Below are 17,254 nucleotides of genomic sequence, written 5' to 3'. Positions count from 1 at the left end.
ATACCGAATTATCAGAAAATTGTCAACCTTTTTATTCACTTTTTTAAATGATAACGTTTTCTTCGTTTCGATAGAGATTGCCAACGAAGGGAGTTTCTAACTCTTGAATGTGGCACCGTCTAATTTTCTTGATAAATCTTTCCTTACCTAATCTCTCTACTAAGTCATCTAACTCCTCAGTTGGAACATAGAGTTGCAAATAGCGATGCTTCTTAGAATGGTAACAGATGTCACCGTATTCCTGAAGTTTCTTTGCATCCCGATTATAGTAAAGATAGATGATTAATCCTGATCGATTGACCTTTTCAAACATGATGAATCCTCTTTCTAAGAAATCTTCTCCTATTATATCAAAAAAAGCAAACCCCGTCGAGTTTGCTTTTTAGGTTGGTTAGCTCAAAGAATTGTTGGCCATGATTTCATCGATAAAGCCATACTCAAGTGTTTCTTGGGCGCTCATCCAGTAATCACGTTCTGCGTCTACATGAATTTGCTCAACTGTTTTACCAGAGTTATCTGCAAGAATTTGCTCCAAAGTCTTACGAGTTTTAAGCAAGTGCTCTGCAGCGATTGCCATATCTGTTTGTTGGGTACCACCACCTGTACCACCCATTGGTTGGTGAATCATGTACTCTGCATTTGGAAGCATGAAACGTTTGCCTTTTGCTCCACTTGATGCAATGATAGTCCCCATTGAGGCTGCCATCCCCATCACGATGGTTTGGACATCTGCCTTGATAAAGTTCATAGTATCAACGATTGCCAAACCAGCTGAAACAGAGCCTCCAGGTGTGTTGACATAAAGGTAAATATCTTTTGTACTGTCTTGGGCATCCAAGAAGAGCAATTGGGCAATAACGGAATTGGCCATGTTGTCTTCAACTGGTCCAGTCAACATGATGATACGATCTTTTAGTAGACGTGAGTAAATATCATATGAACGTTCTCCACGGCTTGTTTGTTCAATAACTACAGGAATCATTCATTTCTCCTTTTAATGTTGAATTTTCTTAGTCATACGACTTCAATACAGAACTATTATATCTTTTTGGTCAAAAAAGGTCAAATTTTTGCTCTATTCTCTAAACAGAAACAAAAACTCAACCTCCTTTCAAGTCAAAAACAAACTTCTAGTTTCAATATTTACTTTGGGATTTTATTTAGTACCGAACAAGCGGTCTCCAGCATCTCCAAGACCTGGAACGATATAACCATGTTCGTTCAAGCGTTCATCCAAGGCTGCTGTAAAGATTTCTACATCTGGATGTGCTTCTTGAAGAGCTTTCACTCCTTCTGGAGCAGATACTAGGCAGACAAACTTGATATTTGAAGCGCCACGTTTTTTAAGTGAATCTACAGCCAAGATTGCTGAGCCACCTGTTGCAAGCATTGGGTCAACAACAAAGATTTGACGTTGGTCAATATCTTCAGGCAATTTCACCAAGTATTCAACTGGTTGAAGGGTTTCTTCATCACGGTACATACCGATGTGTCCAACTTTTGCTGCTGGAACCAGATTCAAGAGACCATCTACCATCCCGATACCTGCACGCAAAATTGGGACAATCGCCAATTTTTTACCAGCCAATTGTTTTTGAACGGTCTTTGTGATAGGTGTTTCAATTTCAACGTCTTCAAGTGGAAGATCACGAAGTACTTCATATCCCATCAACATCGCAATCTCATCTACTAGCTCACGAAAAGCTTTTGTAGAAGTGTCTGTACGACGCAAGATTGACAATTTGTGTTGAATGAGTGGATGATTAATGACTTCAATTTTTCCCATTTTCTGAATTCCTTCTTTCAATTTATTCTTCTTATTATATCAAAAAATGGTTTAAAAAGCTTTCTAAACCATTTATTTTTATTAATTTTTAAATCAAATCTGCCTCTTGAAGAGCCGTCTGAACAGTCTCTAATGGTAAATGGGTCAACTTGGTGCCTTTTTCATGATAAAGGTACTGGGCATAGTCATCCATTCGGTACTGGTTGATATAAACCACACGCTTACAACCAACTTGTAGCAGTTGTTTGGTGCAGTTCAGACACGGGAAATGGGTCACATAGGCTGTAAATCCTCTTGGAACCCCTCGTTCAGCCCCTTGCAAGATGGCGTTGACCTCCGCGTGAAGGGTTCGAACACAGTGTCCTTCAATGACCAGACATTCGTGGTCAATACAGTGCTCCGTTCCTGATACGGAACCATTATAGCCTGTTGAAATGACTTTATTATCCTTGACTAGGACAGCTCCCACCTTGGCACGTTTGCAGGTCGAACGATTGGCAATCAGTAAAGCCTGGGCTGCAAAGTACTCATCCCAAGCCAGTCTTTTTTCTGTCATAAGTCTTCTCCTTGTCCTCTATTTTTTGAAAAATGGCAAGCGTAAATCTGCAATCTTTTCAGCCGGAACCTTCATGCCATCCTTGATCCATTTGAGCAGAACCGATACGATGGCAGAACTCCAAAAGGAATGAAGGTAGCTGCTAACGCCTTTTGACTTTCCGTGGTATTTTTCTAGAAATTCCTGCATGGCTTGGACAAAAATCTTTTCCAAATGATAGTCCAGAGCAAGTTGGATAACCTTGGCTTCTTTCTTAGCTGCGCGGAAAAGGTGTACCCAGACTAGATAAAGATCGGTTTTGACATCATAGTGGCTCAACTGTTCCATAATGTTATGGACACTGCGTTTAAAAACACTTTCCAAAATCTCTTCTTTGGAGTCATAGTTACGATAGAAGGCAGCACGAGAGACGCCCGCCCGTTTGACCAGCTCCGAAATACTGATCTTGGCCAAGTCTTTTTTCTCTAGAAGTTGCAAAAGAGCCGTCTCGATTGCTTCCCTAGTTAAAAAATTGGATTCTTGATTTGATTTTCTGAGATTTTCAAGAGATTTTTCAGATATTTTACGTTCAGACATAACAATTTCTTTCTACTTGTGACAACAGAGAGGTGGTACTTTTGTTTCAAGGGCTTTCATGATATAATTGTAAAAAAAGACAGAACCTTTGTCAATGTATAAGTGACAAAGATGGAGAATTTCTATGACTTGGAAGATTGTAGCTGACTCTGGTTGTGATTATCGTCAATTGGTAACTCCCGCTATCGATACTGAATTTATCAGTGTTCCTTTAACCATTCAAGTAGCTGATCAGGTCTTTATTGATGATGCCAATCTCGACATTGACCACATGATGGAAACCATGTATGCGACTTCTGAGGCTTCAAAATCAGCTTGTCCTAGCCCTGATGATTACTTGCGTGCATTTGAAGGTGCAAAGCATATCTTTGTCGTTACCATTACTGGTACTCTTTCAGGTAGCCATAATAGTGCTCAGCTCGCTAAGAACATCTACCTTGAAGAACACCCTGACACTCAGATTCATGTGATTGATAGTTTATCTGCTGGTGGGGAAGTTGACCTAATTGTAGAAAAAATCAATGACTTGATTGATCAAGGACTTTCTTTTGAAGAAATTGTTGAAGCTATTACAGCCTACCAAAAAAAAACGAAGTTACTCTTTGTTCTTGCTAAAGTTGATAACTTAGTCAAAAATGGCCGTTTGAGTAAGCTTATCGGTGCAGTTGTTGGGCTTCTCAACATCCGTATGGTTGGGGAAGCAAGTGAAACTGGAACTTTAGAACTGCTCCAGAAAGCGCGTGGACCAAAAAAATCCCTTCAAGCAGCCTATGAAGAACTCATCAAAGCTGGCTACGCTGGTGGCCGTATCGTCATGGCTCATCGCAGCAATGAAAAATTCTGTCAGCAATTGTCAGAACGCTTGCTGGAAACCTTCCCACAAGCCAATATCAAAATCATCCCGACGTCTGGTCTCTGCAGTTTCTATGCAGAAGATGGCGGTTTGTTGATGGGATATGAAATCAACTAAGATTATGAGCAACAAGAGATGCCAAGCATCTCTTGTTTTTTGTGGTACAATAGAGCTATGAAACATTTTGATACTATTGTCATCGGTGGAGGTCCTGCTGGTATGATGGCTACGATTTCCAGTAGCTTTTATGGTCAGAAAACCCTTCTCATCGAAAAAAATCGAAAACTCGGAAAAAAATTAGCTGGAACGGGTGGTGGCCGTTGTAATGTAACCAACAACGGAACTCTAGATGACCTACTAGCTGGTATCCCTGGAAATGGACGCTTTCTATACAGTGTCTTTTCCCAGTTTGATAACCATGATATCATCAACTTTTTTACGGAAAACGGTGTTAAACTTAAGGTTGAAGACCACGGTCGTGTCTTTCCTGCCAGCGACAAATCTCGGACCATTATTGAAGCCTTGGATAAGAAAATCGCTGAGCTAGGCGGACAAGTTCTCACTCAAACAGAAATTGTTTCGGTTAAAAAGATAGACGACCAGTTTGTCCTTAAGTCCGCAGACCAAAGCTTCACTTGTAATAAACTGATTGTTACAACTGGTGGTAAATCCTATCCTTCTACTGGTTCGACTGGTTTTGGACATGAGATTGCCCGTCATTTTAAGCATACCATTACTGAGCTTGAGGCTGCTGAGAGTCCTTTGTTGACTGATTTCCCGCATAAAGCGCTTCAGGGGATTTCACTAGACGATGTGACCTTAAACTATGGCAAGCATGTCATTACTCATGATCTGCTCTTTACTCACTTTGGTTTATCTGGTCCTGCTGCTCTGCGTATGTCCAGCTTTGTCAAGGGCGGGGAGGTTCTCTCGCTAGATGTTTTGCCTCAACTTTCTGAGAGGGACTTGATGACATTTCTAGAAGAAAATCGGGAAAAATCCTTGAAAAATGCTTTAAAAACTTTGCTTCCAGAACGCTTGGCAGAATTTTTTGTGCAAGGCTATCCTGACAAAGTTAAACAGCTAACTGAAAAAGAACGCGAGCAACTACTCCAGTCTATCAAGGCTCTCAAAATTCCTGTGACTGGCAAAATGTCTCTTGCCAAATCCTTTGTAACTAAAGGCGGTGTCAGTCTCAAGGAAATCAATCCCAAAACCCTCGAAAGTAAGCTGGTACCTGGGCTCCACTTTGCTGGCGAGGTCCTGGATATCAATGCCCACACGGGCGGTTTCAACATCACTTCTGCCCTCTGCACCGGCTGGGTGGCAGGCTCCAATCCAATAAATACCAAATAAGAAAGGAAGTCCTTTGGAACATATTATTTTACTAAGAGGCGTTACTCCTAATGGAAAAAATGCTATCCCGAAAATGTCTTATTTGGTAGATATTTTGACAGAAGCTGGTTTTCAACACGTTCGAACCTATATTCAAAGTGGGAATATTATTCTTGAGAGTGACTCAGATTTAGAAGAAATACGAGAACGCGTTCATACTTTGATAAAGGAAAAAATTGGGGCCGACTTAAAAATGGTTATCAAGAATAAGAACGATTTTGAAAAGATTGTTCATGAGAATCCATTTAAAGAAGACTATCTTCATGATCGTGTACATGTGATTCTTTATCAAGGACTTATCCAAAGTCTGCCACTAGAAAAATTGAAAACTGACTACGGCGAGGAAGAAATCTGTGTAGTCGATTACTGTCTCTACCTCTATCTTCCTAGAACTGCAAAACAAAAAAAGCTCAATACCAACTATCTTGAAAAATTGTTTGGCGTGGTTCTGACCATGCGAAAGTTAAACGTCGTGGAAAAGTTACTAACAAAATAGGAAAAACAATATGAACAGAAGAGAAACAGTCGAATTTGTCAATATGTGTATGATTCAAAATGGAGACCAGGTTCTGGTTCAAGATCGAGTTAATCCTGACTGGCCTGGCATTACTTTTCCTGGTGGTCATGTTGAACGTGGCGAATCCTTTGTCGATGCTGTCATTCGTGAAGTGAAAGAAGAAACTGGTCTGACCATTTCCAAACCCCAACTCTGTGGTATCAAAAACTGGTACGATGACAAGGATTATCGTTATGTCGTCCTTTTTTACAAGACAGAACACTTTACTGGTGAACTCCAGTCTTCAGACGAAGGGAAAGTTTGGTGGGAAGAGTTTGAAAATCTCTCTCAACTAAAACTTGCAACCGATGATATGTCTGATATGCTTCGTGTTTTTTTAGAAGAGAATCTCAGTGAATTTTTTTACTACAAAGACGGTGACGACTGGCTTTACGATTTGAAGTAAAAAATAGGCTAGGAAATTCCTAGCCTATTTATTCTGCATTTGTCTGAACGTAAGCAGCAATAACATCTGATGTGTATTGAGCTGTACCAGGTCCAAACTTGTCAATGTTTTGCTTAAACTCTGGGTTGTAGACGTAGCCTTTGCCGATATGACCGAATACCTCAATAGAGCAGTCAAATCCATAAGTACGAAGGGCTTGCAAGAGCTTAGCTGCCTCTTCCTGGTTTTCGACCGCTGTTGCAGCTAGTCCATTTTTAAGGTTTTGTGCCAAGGCTTGAAAAACTTGGTTAAAGGCAGCCGTAGCCTCATCTTCTCTACCACTTTGGCGTTCGAGAGCCTGGTCCATGACTTCTTGACCATATTTCTCTACCGCCTCTTGGTGGTATTTTTGATTGTCTTGATAGCTGAATCCAGTGAATTTTTCCTCAATCGTCATTTTTCTTTCTCCTTTTTGTTCTTGAATGGTTTTTTGCAAGGTGGAAATCAAGGTATCCAGATGTTGCCTTTCTCGAGTTAGATAGTCCAACTGCCTGGTCAAATGGGGCAATAAATCTGTCCTTTCTTCCTTTAACAGCTCTGCTATTTTTTCTAAAGAAAAGCCTAGATATTTGTAGTACAGAATGACCTGAAGTCGTTCCAAATCCTCTTGACTGTAGGTTCGATATCCGTTTCCCAACTTTAAGGGAACCAAGAGCCCTATCTTATCGTAATGGTGCAGGGTCTTGACAGAGACACCTGAAAGCTGCGCAGCTTCTTTTATATGATACATGATTTCCTCCTTACAAGAAATAGTATACCCCCTCCCCTTAGGTCAGAGTCAAGTGTTTTTGAAAAAAATTTTTGACTTTTTGATAAAGGTGTGAAAACTTGAAAATGGTTTTCTTGACAGACCCTAGAAAACATGATAGGATAGTCAAGTCTATCAATCAAGCAGAAGGCTCATAAAGAGCCATTGAGAGAAGGCTATTTGACAACTCAAGTAGCCTTTTCTTATTTTAAAAAAGGAGATCGGAGTTTCAACTATGTCAGAAAAATCGCAATGGGGCTCGAAACTAGGCTTTATCTTAGCATCTGCTGGTTCAGCCATCGGACTTGGAGCCGTTTGGAAGTTCCCCTACATGACTGCCGCTAATGGCGGGGGAGGCTTTTTGTTGGTCTTTCTCATTTCCACCATTTTAATCGGTTTCCCGCTCCTGCTGGCTGAATTTGCCCTCGGCCGTAGTGCTGGCGTTTCCGCTATCAAAACCTTTGGAAAACTGGGCAACAATAACAAGTACAACTTTATCGGTTGGATTGGTGCCTTTGCCCTCTTTATCCTCCTCTCCTTTTACAGTGTTATCGGTGGATGGATTCTAGTCTATCTAGGTATTGAGTTTGGAAAATTGCTCCAACTTGGTGGAACGGGTGATTATGCTCAGTTATTTACTTCAATCATTTCAAATCCAGCCATTGCCCTTGGCGCACAAGCTGCCTTTATCTTGTTGAATATCTTTATTGTATCACGTGGGGTTCAAAAAGGGATTGAAAGAGCCTCAAAAGTCATGATGCCGCTACTCTTTATCATCTTTGTTGTCATCATCGGGCGCTCTCTCAGCTTGCCAAACGCCATGGAAGGGGTTCTCTACTTCCTCAAACCAGACTTTTCAAAACTAACTAGCGCTGGTCTCCTTTATGCTCTGGGACAATCTTTCTTTGCACTCTCACTAGGGGTTACAGCCATGCTGACCTATGCATCCTACTTGGACAAGAAAACCAATCTGGTCCGGTCAGGGATTTCCATCGTAGCCATGAACATCTCGGTTTCCATCATGGCGGGACTAGCCATTTTCCCAGCCATGTCAGCCTTCAATATCCAGTCTGAAGGGGGACCAAGCCTGCTCTTTATCGTCTTGCCTCAACTCTTTGACAAGATGCCTTTTGGAACCATTTTCTACATCCTTTTCCTCTTATTCTTCCTCTTTGCGACGGTCACTTCCTCTGTCGTGATGCTGGAAATCAATGTGGGCAATATCACCAACCAGGACAACCGCAAGCGTGGCAAATGGAGTGCTATTTTAGGGATTTTAAACTTTATCTTCGGAATTCCTTCAGCCCTTTCTTACGGTGTTATGGCGGATGTTCACATCTTTGGGAAGACCTTCTTTGATGCTATGGACTTCTTGGTTTCCAATCTCCTCATGCCATTTGGAGCCCTCTGCCTTTCACTTTTTACAGGCTATATCTTTAAGAAGGCTCTTGCTAAGGAGGAACTCCATCTTGATGAAAGAGCATGGAAACAAGGACTTTTCCAAGTCTGGCTCTTCCTTCTTCGTTTCATCATTCCTATTATCATCATTGTGGTTTTTATCGCCCAATTTATGTAATCAAAAAGGACTTGAGTAGTAAACTCAGGCCCTTTCTTTTTTATGGATGGCTAACAATCAATTCCAAACCTTGCCCTTCCAAGACCCAAGCTTCAACATCACTTGGTAGGATAAAGTGGCTACCTTTTTGGATTGGATAGTTTTTCCCGTCAACAGTTAGTTGGCCTTGACCAGCTAAGACACTGAACAGGCTGTAGTCAGCTGTCTTTTCAAAGTCAACTTTGCCAGTGATTTCCCACTTGTAAACTGCGAAGAACTCGCTGGAAACGAGGAGTGTAGAACGCAGGTCATCAGCTTTGACAGTCACAGGACGGCTATTTGCAGGCTCGCCAATGTTCAAAACATCAATGGATTTTTCAAGGTGAAGTTCACGCAAGTTGCCCTTGTCATCCTTGCGGTCAAAGTCATAGACACGGTAGGTAGTGTCACTAGACTGCTGGGTTTCAAGAATCAAGATCCCTGCACCGATAGCGTGCATGGTACCACTTGGTACATAGAAGAAATCTCCTGCTTTAACTGGCACTTTTGTCAACAGCGCATCCCAGTTTTTGTCCTCGATTTGCTGGCGGAGTTCTTCTTTTGACTTGGCATTGTGGCCATAGATAATCTCTGATCCTTCATCTGCAGCGATGATATACCAGCATTCTGTTTTTCCAAGTTCGCCTTCATGCTCGAGCCCGTAAGCATCGTCTGGATGAACTTGGACGCTGAGCCAATCGTTGGCATCGAGTATCTTGGTCAAGAGTGGAAATACAGGTTCTGGACGATTGCCAAACAATTCACGGTGTTCCGCATACAAAGTAGCAAGGTCTATTCCTTCAAAGCGACCATTAGCAACCTTTGAAACCCCATTTGGGTGGGCTGAAATAGCCCAGTATTCTCCGATTTTTTCACTTGGAATGTCATAGCCAAACTCATCACGTAGCTTGGTTCCACCCCAGATTTTTTCTTGCATAACTGATTGTAAAAATAATGGTTCTGACATCTTATTCTCCTGTCTGTTTTTCTCACCTCATTATAGCAAAAAGCTAGATCTAATTGAACTCTTTTTCACATCTTATAAAGTAGGGAGAAGATTTTATAAAAATAGTGAACAAATGTTCTCTACTTAATACTTGCACCATTGCTGGCAATGACATCCTTGTACCAGTAGAAGGATTTCTTCTTGCTCCGTTTGAGACTTCCTTGACCTGCATTATCACGATCCACATAGATAAAACCATAGCGCTTGTTCATTTCGCCTGTTCCAGCTGAAACCAGATCTATACAACCCCAAGTCGTATAACCAAGCAATTCAACGCCATCTTGGTAAATAGCATCTCGCATAGCCTTGATGTGGGCTTCTAGATAAGCAATCCGATAGTCATCCGCTACATAGCCATTTTCATCTGGCGTATCCATAGCACCGAGGCCATTTTCTACGATGAACATAGGTTTTTGATAACGATCCCAGATGGCATTGAGAGTGATACGAAGCCCCAGTGGGTCAATCTGCCAACCCCATTCAGAGGATTTCAGATAGGGATTTTTGATAGAGGCAAAGACATTTCCAGCTGTCAGATTCCTCACTTCTGGATCGCCTGAAGCCACTCGACTCGCATAATAAGAGAAGGAAACAAAATCAACAGTGTAATTCTTTAACAAGTCCAAATCCTCTGCCGTCATTTCTATCTCAACTCCCTCACGCTCCCACTGCTTCTTGGCATAGTTTGGATATTCCCCACGCGCTTGGACGTCAATGAAGAAGTAACTCTTGCGGTCTTCTTCCATGGCTGCCCAGTAGTCTCTCGGATGGACAGTGTTAGGATAATATTGCCCTGCTGCCAACATACATCCCACCTTGTTTTCTGGATCAATTTCGTGAGCAATTTTAGTCGCCATAGCCGAGGCTACTAACTCGTGGTGGGCTGCTTGGTATTTGACTTGCTCGTGATTTTCTCCTTCTTCAAAACAAATCCCAGCTCCTAAAAAGGGGGCATGCAGAATCATATTGATTTCGTTGAAGGTGAGCCAGTACTTGACCAAGCCCTTGTAACGGGTAAAGAGGCTACGACAGAGATTTGCGTAAAAGTCCAACATGCGACGATTGCGCCAACCACCGTACTCCCTGATTAAGTGCATGGGGCAATCGAAATGCGTGATGGTCACCAGAGGTTCAATCCCATACTTGTGGCATTCCTTAAACAAATCCTCATAAAAGGCTAGACCAGCTTCATTTGGCTCTGCTTCGTCACCTTGAGGAAAAATCCGAGTCCAAGCAATGGAAAGTCGATAGGTTTTAAAGCCCATTTCTGCAAAAAGCGCGATATCTTCCTTATAATGATGGTACATATCAATGGCTTCCTTTGCTGGGTAAAAATAGCCCTCCTCAAACGAAAACATCTTTTTCTGACCTGTGATAATGGCCTCACGGTCTGGACCAATCGGTACCACATCGACATTAGCAAGACCTCGACCATCTTGATTATAAGCACCCTCACATTGATTAGCCGCCGTTGCACCACCCCAGAGAAATCCTTCTGGAAATTGTAGTATTTCTGTCATCACTTTACCTCGATTGATTTATTACTTCTATTATACTAAAAAGGAGGCAAAAAGTTTTGAACTCTCTGGATAATGATAGCACTAAACTTACTTTTATATATACGAAAAAAAGACTGAAACCAGTCTTCTTTTTAAATTAAAGCTGTGATAGCCGTTACTAGTCCAAAAACGATACCTGGTGCATTAGCAGCCGCGAGGGGAATATCTCTTTCTTTCTTGAAAAGACCGTAGTAAACCCAGAGACTACAGTTGATGGCTGCGACTAAGGGTTGGATGAAGTTTCCTTTTTGACCAGCCAGGTTATTCATAATTTGTGGGAAGTAAGACACGTACATCATAACAGACATGAAGGTCGCTACCCAACCCAAAATTTTCATTTGTTTTTCAGACATTTTCAAAACCTCTTTCATTTTTATGAATCATATTTTATAATCTTTTTTCAAAACAATCAAGACTTTGAAGCTTTTGTTATGAAGATGTAAACTATCACAATCTTGTGATAAGAAAAAGACCGGATTGCTCCGATCTTTTTAAGTTTCACTCCAAGAATGTTTAGATAAAAAATTTGATAATTGAATTACCTACTTCATACGATAAAAATCAATCACTAGACCGGCAGGCCCTTCAACTAGCAGGCTTTCTGTTCCCCAATCGGTTACAGCTTGGCCATTTAAAATCTCGACACCAATTTCTTTCAACCGTTGGTAGTTCTGATCTACATCCTCAACCTCGATATGAAGAATGATTCCTGACTGAAAGTTTTCCAAAGGAATCAAATGATTTTGAGACAGCATCAGGCAGTGACTGCCAATCGTGAACTGTGCAAAACTGTCGTCAACATAATCGGCTTTTTTATCCAAAATACGCTCCAAGTCGGCACAGACTTGAGGAACATTTGAAACGATGATATCTAATTGATTTAAATTCATTTACTATCCTCCAGAAAAAGACCGGATTACTCCGATCTTTTCAAGTTCCTCTCTCTGAAAATCAAAGAATAAAGTCTACAAATTTAAAATTTGATTTTCGACGAGAGGAATTATTTAATTGCGCGTGATTGTAATCCTTCTTCTTCCAAGAAGAGACGGAATGGTACGAGTTCTTCTGCTTCGTATTTTTCCTTGAAGGCTTTAATTGCTTCTTCTGAGTGAAGTTTTGGATCGAGTTCAAGGACTTCTACTGGAAGTGGACGGTGTTGAGTGATGCGAGCATCAATAACAACAGTTTTACCTTCTTTGTTCAATTTAACAGCTTCTGCAACAACTGCATCGATATCTTCGATACGGTCAACTGTAAATCCAACAGCTCCTTGAGCTTCAGCGATTTTCGCATAGTCCGCGTTAGTGAAATCACAACCAAACAAGTGTTTGTTTGTGTCTTCGTATTTGTCCTTGATGAAGGCATATTTACCATTTGAGAAGACAACGTTGATAACTGGAAGGTCGTATTGAACGTTTGTGATCACGTCTGGGTAGCACATGTTGAATGCACCGTCACCCATGATGTTCCATACTTGGCGATCTGGATTGTCTTTCTTAGCAGCGATACCACCAGGAAGGGCAATACCCATTGTCGCAAAGAGTGGAGATGTACGCCACATGTTCTTAGGTGTCATGTGAAGGTGACGAGTAGATGTTTGAGTAGTGTCACCTACGTCGATTGAGTAGATAGCGTCTTGATCAGCATGTTTATTGATAGCATTGTAAACTTGGTACAATTGCAATTCACCCTCAGTTTTACCTTCGAGTTTGTTCATGTAATCACGCCAGTTTTGGTTGTTCTTAACGTTTGCACGCCACCATGGAGTAGATTCTACTGGGTTTACTTTGTCAAGGATTGCTTTCGCTGCTTGACCTGCATCACCAAGGATAGAAGCATCAAGGGCATGACGTTTACCAAGTTTGTAAGGGTCAATATCAACTTGGATGAATTTTTCAGTGTTCTTGAAGGCTTCGTAAACTTCAGCAAATGGGAAGTTTGAACCAAGGAAAAGAACGGTGTCTGCTTCAAAGACCACTTCGTTGGCTGGTTTCCAACCAACACGGTAAGCAGAACCTGTCAAACCTTCGTAGTCCCATTCAAAGGCTTCGAAGTTTTTACCAGTTGTGATGATTGGTGCTTTGATCTTACGTGACAATTCAGTGATGACATCACCAGCACCAACTCCACCGAAACCAGCGTAGATAACTGGACGTTCCGCATTGTTCAAGATTTCAACTGCTTTGTCAATTTCAACTTCGTTCAAAGCAGGAGCGATGAAGCGACGTTCGTAAGAACCTGATCCGTAGTATGAGTTTTCGTCGATTTCTTGGAAACCGAAGTTTACTGGGATTTCAACAACAGCTGGACCTTTTTTAGAAACTGCAGCACGGCAAGCTTCGTCAATTACTTTTGGCAATTGCTCAGCGTAAGCTACACGTTTGTTGTAGACAGCGATACCGTTGTACATTGGGTTTTGGTTCAATTCTTGGAAGGCATCCATGTTGAGTTCGTTAACTGGACGTGATCCAAGGATAGCAAGGAATGGAGTGTTATCCATAGCTGCATCGTAAACACCGTTAATCAAGTGAGTCGCACCTGGACCACCTGAACCAACTGCAACCCCGATTGAGCCACCGAATTTAGCTTGCATTACCGCTGCAAGAGCACCTGTTTCTTCATGGCGAACTTGCAAGAAGCGGATATCTTTGTCTTCAGCCAAAGCGTCCATCAATGAGCTGAGTGTTCCTGATGGGATACCGTAGATTGTGTCTACGCCCCATGTTTTCAATACGTTGAGCATTGCTGCAGATGCAGTAATTTTTCCTTGAGTCATAATGATAACTCTCCTTCAAATATTTTTAAAACTTGATTCATCCGTTTTCATATATTATTTGGAAACGTTTCAGCAAATTTTTACTCTACTAATTTATCACAATTATTTTGACTTTACTAAGAATCTGCTCAGAAGTTTTTATACTCTATTGCAGTACAGTTTGAAAATGTTTTATGTGACTGTTTTATAATAAAAAGCGAGTAAGCTCGCTTTTAGTCTATTTTAGTAAAGTTTAACATGAGTGAACTGGTCAAAACAGATACAGAACTAAAGGCCATGGCTAGACCTGCCAGTTCTGGATTGAGGGCCAGTCCAACACCTGAAAAGACTCCTGCCGCTATCGGAATTCCGACGACATTGTAAATAAAGGCCCAGAAGAGGTTGAGAAGAATTCGATTGAAGGTTTTCTTACTCATATCAAAAGCACGAACCACTCCTAGGAGGTTATTGGTTGTTAACACCAAATCTGCTGACTCGATGGCGATATCTGTTCCAGCTCCCATAGCAATCCCCACATCTGCTACACTGAGGGCTGGCGCATCATTAATACCGTCCCCAACAAAGGCTACTTTACCAGTCTGTTGAAGTTGATGGATTTCATGGGCTTTTTCTTCTGGCAAGACACCTGCAATGACCTCTTCAATACCAATCTGATCGGCAATAGCACGCGCCACACCTGCATTGTCTCCTGTCAGCATGACTGTTTTAAGACCACGTTTTTTCAGCTGACTGATGGCCAGCTTGGCATTTCCCTTGGGAATGTCTTGCAAAGCAAGCAAACCTTTGATTTCATTGTCCACAGCCAAGAAAACAACTGTCTTAGCTTCTTTTTCTAGTTCTTCTAGTTTTTCTTGATAAGCTCTAGAAATATCCATACTATCCAGCATTTTAGCATTTCCAAGCAGAACTTGTTTTCCAGCTATTTGCCCTGAAACACCTTTTCCATGCAAGGCTTGGAAATTTTCAACAGTTTGAAACTCAATTCCAGTTTCTGTCGCTCGCTTAACAATGGCCTCAGCCAGTGGATGTTGGGAAGCTTCTTCTAAAGAGGCAGCTAAGCCGAGCACTTCTGTCTCATCGCCAATGATATCAGTGACCACTGGTTTTCCTTCCGTCAAAGTCCCTGTCTTGTCAAACACAATAGTTTGGACTTTCTGAATTTCCTGTAAGACTGTTCCATTTTTGAGAAGAACCCCCATTTTGGCACTGCGTCCTGTCCCTACCATAAGAGCTGTCGGTGTTGCAAGACCCAAGGCACAAGGGCAGGCAATAATCAAAACCGCAACTCCATAGAGAAGAGAAGACACGAAGCTAGCTCCAAGCACGACTACACTATCCCTGAGCAAGACGAACCAAACCCAAAAGGTCACGATTCCTAAAATGACAACTGCTGGGACAAAAATCCCTGAAATCTTATCCGTCAAGTCCTGAATCGGTGCGCGGCTGGTCTGGGCTTTCTTCACAAAGTCTACAATCTGTGCCAAGACAGTCTCTGAACCAACCTTTTCTGCCCTAAAAACAAGCGTTCCGCTATTATTGATGGTTGAGCCAATGACAGTATCTCCAACTGTCTTGTCTACCGGCAGGCTCTCTCCTGTCACCATGGATTCATCTATGCTGGACACACCTTCCACTACGACACCATCAACCGCAATCTTTTCACCTGGTCGTACTCGAACCAGGTCACCTACCTTGACTTGGTCCAAGGGAACTTGGACATAGCTATCATCTCGCAAGACTTCTGCTGTTTTAGCCTGCAAATCCAGTAGTTTCTCCACAGCTTGGGAAGTATTTTTCCTCATTTTCTCTTCAAAAACTGCCCCCAAAAGAACGAAGAAGAGGATAAATCCAGCACTTTCAAAGTAAACGGGGAGACCAGCGAAGAGGGCAACTAAACTATAGAAATAGGCCACTAGAGTTCCCAAAGCAACCAAGGTATCCATGTTGGCATTGTGTTTTTTAAAGCTGGCCCAAGCACTCTGGATATAAGGACCACCTGCTACTAACATGATAGGCGTTGTGGCTAGAAAGGTTCCCCAATGCATGACTTGGTGACTGATACTACCTGTCAACATCCCAATCATGAGAATCACAAGAGGCACAGTAAAGATACTAGTAATCCAAAAACGCTGTAAAAGTGATAAAGATTTTCGAGTCTTCTCAACAACTGTATAACTTCCCTTTTGCATCTTCATGCCACATGAGAATTCATGATCACCCAACTCTTGAGGTGTAAAACGAATCACCTTTTCCTCGTCTACTCCGATTGGTTCCAAGATTCCTTCTTCTTCAAAAAGAATTTCCTTGTAACAGTTTGAAGGGGTTGCACGATGAAAGGTAATCTCAGCGGGAATCCCTTTTTGGAGCTGGATATGGGCTGGGTGATAGCCTTTTTCAGCTGTGATACGGATTTTTTGAATGCCATTTTCTAGGCTGGCTTTCACAATTTCTGTCATAGTTTCCTCCTACTCTACAATCATCTTGCCGTGCATCATGTTCATACCACAAGCAAAGCCAAACTCTCCAGCTTGCTCAGGCGTGATTTCCACTACATACTCTTCCCCCATAGGCAGGTCCGCATGTACTCCAAAATCTGGAAAAACAATTTGATCCAGACAGGGTGAAGGATCCTTACGATCAAAGATAATACGAGCTGGCACTGATTTCTTGAGGATAATCAAGTCAGGCGTATAACCTCCCTTGACTTCCACTCGAATCTCTTGGTAGCCCTTTTTTTGCTGGGCCTTTTGCCCAGATTTTTCAGGTTTTTTGAAAAACCAGAACCAGATAAAGGCAACAAGGGCAATACAAACAATGGTTACAATACTATTTAACATGACATCTCCTTTACATACAATTACATTTTACTTCAGCAACTGCGCTAGCTTTTTTCTCAGAAATCACAGCTTCCAAGTCTGCCAAATCAGCCAAAGTAAAATCACATTCCATAATCAAATCAGACACTAACTGCTTCATCCTACGAGAACAAACCTTGTCTTTAATATCTCGGACAAGCAAGTCTCGGCTTTGATCCAGAGTTAAAAGGGCTGAATAGACAAAGGACTTGCCCTCTTTTTTCCTAGTCAGGCACTCTTTCTCAACCAAACGAGCCAAAAGAGTTTGAATGGTTGACTTGGACCAGTCGAACCGCTCCGCCAGAACCCTGATCAAATCGCTACTGGTCTGCTCCCCCTGCATCCAAACAATCTTCATGACCTGCCATTCTGCATCTGAAATCTGCATCAGCACACCTCCAAAATCTACATTTGTCAATTACGACTCTTAGTATACTCTCAAAATCTACATTTGTCAATTATAATGTTTATTATTTTTTCGAAAATAGAATTCTAATCATGTAACGAGAGATTTACAGTCAAATTTTACTATATAAACTATAAAAATAT

The 17,254-nt window shown here is 41.7% G+C and carries 19 protein-coding genes; 5 read left to right on the top strand and 14 right to left on the bottom strand.

Features of this window, described 5'->3' with window-relative positions:
• Positions 1-43: 43 nt before the first annotated feature.
• From M1F74_RS01535 to M1F74_RS01515, 5 genes are all read right to left on the bottom strand, one after another.
• The gene (locus M1F74_RS01535) at positions 44-313 is read right to left on the bottom strand and encodes a YlbG family protein (RefSeq protein ID WP_000462130.1); all 270 of its coding nucleotides are present in this window, start codon (positions 311-313) and stop codon (positions 44-46) included.
• Positions 314-391: 78 nt separating this feature from the next.
• Positions 392-982, bottom strand: a complete 591-nt coding sequence (locus M1F74_RS01530) for an ATP-dependent Clp protease proteolytic subunit (protein ID WP_000613462.1) — start codon at positions 980-982, stop codon at positions 392-394.
• Between the two features lie 174 nt (positions 983-1,156).
• The gene (upp, locus tag M1F74_RS01525; RefSeq protein ID WP_000515972.1) at positions 1,157-1,786 is read right to left on the bottom strand and encodes a uracil phosphoribosyltransferase; all 630 of its coding nucleotides are present in this window, start codon (positions 1,784-1,786) and stop codon (positions 1,157-1,159) included.
• An 88-nt stretch (positions 1,787-1,874) separates the two neighbouring features.
• On the bottom strand, positions 1,875-2,342 hold the full coding sequence (locus M1F74_RS01520) for a deoxycytidylate deaminase (RefSeq protein ID WP_247946095.1): 468 nt from the start codon (positions 2,340-2,342) through the stop codon (positions 1,875-1,877).
• Positions 2,343-2,360: 18 nt separating this feature from the next.
• Positions 2,361-2,918 carry a TetR/AcrR family transcriptional regulator gene (locus tag M1F74_RS01515; RefSeq protein WP_000003897.1) on the bottom strand — a complete coding sequence of 186 codons (558 nt, stop codon included), beginning with the start codon at positions 2,916-2,918 and terminating at the stop codon, positions 2,361-2,363.
• A gap of 124 nt (positions 2,919-3,042) precedes the next feature.
• Between M1F74_RS01515 and M1F74_RS01510 the strand changes: the two genes are divergently transcribed.
• Genes M1F74_RS01510 through M1F74_RS01495 form a run of 4 tightly spaced genes read left to right on the top strand, consistent with a single transcriptional unit; the run spans position 3,043 to position 6,128 of the window.
• Positions 3,043-3,888: a DegV family protein gene (locus M1F74_RS01510; RefSeq protein WP_247946094.1), complete on the top strand. Its 846-nt coding sequence runs from the start codon at positions 3,043-3,045 to the stop codon at positions 3,886-3,888.
• 57 nt (positions 3,889-3,945) lie between these two features.
• Positions 3,946-5,127 (top strand): NAD(P)/FAD-dependent oxidoreductase, encoded by a 1,182-nt coding sequence (locus M1F74_RS01505; RefSeq protein ID WP_348771750.1) that lies wholly within the window; start codon positions 3,946-3,948, stop codon positions 5,125-5,127.
• A gap of 13 nt (positions 5,128-5,140) precedes the next feature.
• Entirely contained in the window at positions 5,141-5,662 is a 522-nt protein-coding gene (locus M1F74_RS01500) for a DUF1697 domain-containing protein (RefSeq protein ID WP_247946092.1), read from the top strand.
• 10 nt (positions 5,663-5,672) lie between these two features.
• A complete protein-coding gene (locus tag M1F74_RS01495) occupies positions 5,673-6,128 on the top strand; it encodes an 8-oxo-dGTP diphosphatase (protein WP_247946091.1) in 456 nt (151 codons plus the stop codon).
• A gap of 28 nt (positions 6,129-6,156) precedes the next feature.
• Here M1F74_RS01495 and M1F74_RS01490 read toward each other — a convergent pair whose 3' ends face one another.
• A complete protein-coding gene (locus M1F74_RS01490; RefSeq protein ID WP_247946090.1) occupies positions 6,157-6,897 on the bottom strand; it encodes a MerR family transcriptional regulator in 741 nt (246 codons plus the stop codon).
• Positions 6,898-7,150: 253 nt separating this feature from the next.
• Between M1F74_RS01490 and M1F74_RS01485 the strand changes: the two genes are divergently transcribed.
• Positions 7,151-8,491, top strand: a complete 1,341-nt coding sequence (locus M1F74_RS01485; RefSeq protein WP_247946089.1) for a sodium-dependent transporter — start codon at positions 7,151-7,153, stop codon at positions 8,489-8,491.
• 40 nt (positions 8,492-8,531) lie between these two features.
• Here M1F74_RS01485 and manA read toward each other — a convergent pair whose 3' ends face one another.
• The 8 genes from manA to M1F74_RS01445 all read right to left on the bottom strand — a co-directional run bounded on the left by manA (position 8,532) and on the right by M1F74_RS01445 (position 17,093).
• The gene (gene manA / locus M1F74_RS01480) at positions 8,532-9,476 is read right to left on the bottom strand and encodes a mannose-6-phosphate isomerase, class I (protein ID WP_247946088.1); all 945 of its coding nucleotides are present in this window, start codon (positions 9,474-9,476) and stop codon (positions 8,532-8,534) included.
• Positions 9,477-9,595: 119 nt separating this feature from the next.
• The gene (locus M1F74_RS01475; RefSeq protein WP_247946087.1) at positions 9,596-11,035 is read right to left on the bottom strand and encodes a 6-phospho-beta-glucosidase; all 1,440 of its coding nucleotides are present in this window, start codon (positions 11,033-11,035) and stop codon (positions 9,596-9,598) included.
• Between the two features lie 131 nt (positions 11,036-11,166).
• A complete protein-coding gene (locus tag M1F74_RS01470) occupies positions 11,167-11,427 on the bottom strand; it encodes a SemiSWEET family transporter (protein WP_001291473.1) in 261 nt (86 codons plus the stop codon).
• Positions 11,428-11,616: 189 nt separating this feature from the next.
• A complete protein-coding gene (locus M1F74_RS01465; RefSeq protein WP_247946086.1) occupies positions 11,617-11,964 on the bottom strand; it encodes a VOC family protein in 348 nt (115 codons plus the stop codon).
• A gap of 110 nt (positions 11,965-12,074) precedes the next feature.
• Positions 12,075-13,850, bottom strand: coding sequence for a pyruvate oxidase (spxB, locus tag M1F74_RS01460; RefSeq protein WP_057488594.1), 1,776 nt, complete (start codon positions 13,848-13,850; stop codon positions 12,075-12,077).
• A gap of 212 nt (positions 13,851-14,062) precedes the next feature.
• On the bottom strand, positions 14,063-16,306 hold the full coding sequence (locus M1F74_RS01455; protein WP_247946085.1) for a heavy metal translocating P-type ATPase: 2,244 nt from the start codon (positions 16,304-16,306) through the stop codon (positions 14,063-14,065).
• Between the two features lie 9 nt (positions 16,307-16,315).
• Positions 16,316-16,687 carry a cupredoxin domain-containing protein gene (locus M1F74_RS01450; RefSeq protein ID WP_247946084.1) on the bottom strand — a complete coding sequence of 124 codons (372 nt, stop codon included), beginning with the start codon at positions 16,685-16,687 and terminating at the stop codon, positions 16,316-16,318.
• Between the two features lie 10 nt (positions 16,688-16,697).
• Positions 16,698-17,093: a CopY/TcrY family copper transport repressor gene (locus M1F74_RS01445; RefSeq protein ID WP_247946213.1), complete on the bottom strand. Its 396-nt coding sequence runs from the start codon at positions 17,091-17,093 to the stop codon at positions 16,698-16,700.
• Between the last annotated feature and the right edge of the window lie 161 nt (positions 17,094-17,254).

The organism is Streptococcus oralis (assembly GCF_023109315.1).
GTDB lineage: Bacteria > Bacillota > Bacilli > Lactobacillales > Streptococcaceae > Streptococcus > Streptococcus oralis_BS.
Note: the sequence above shows the minus strand (reverse complement) of the source record. Positions and strands in the feature narration are given on the sequence as shown.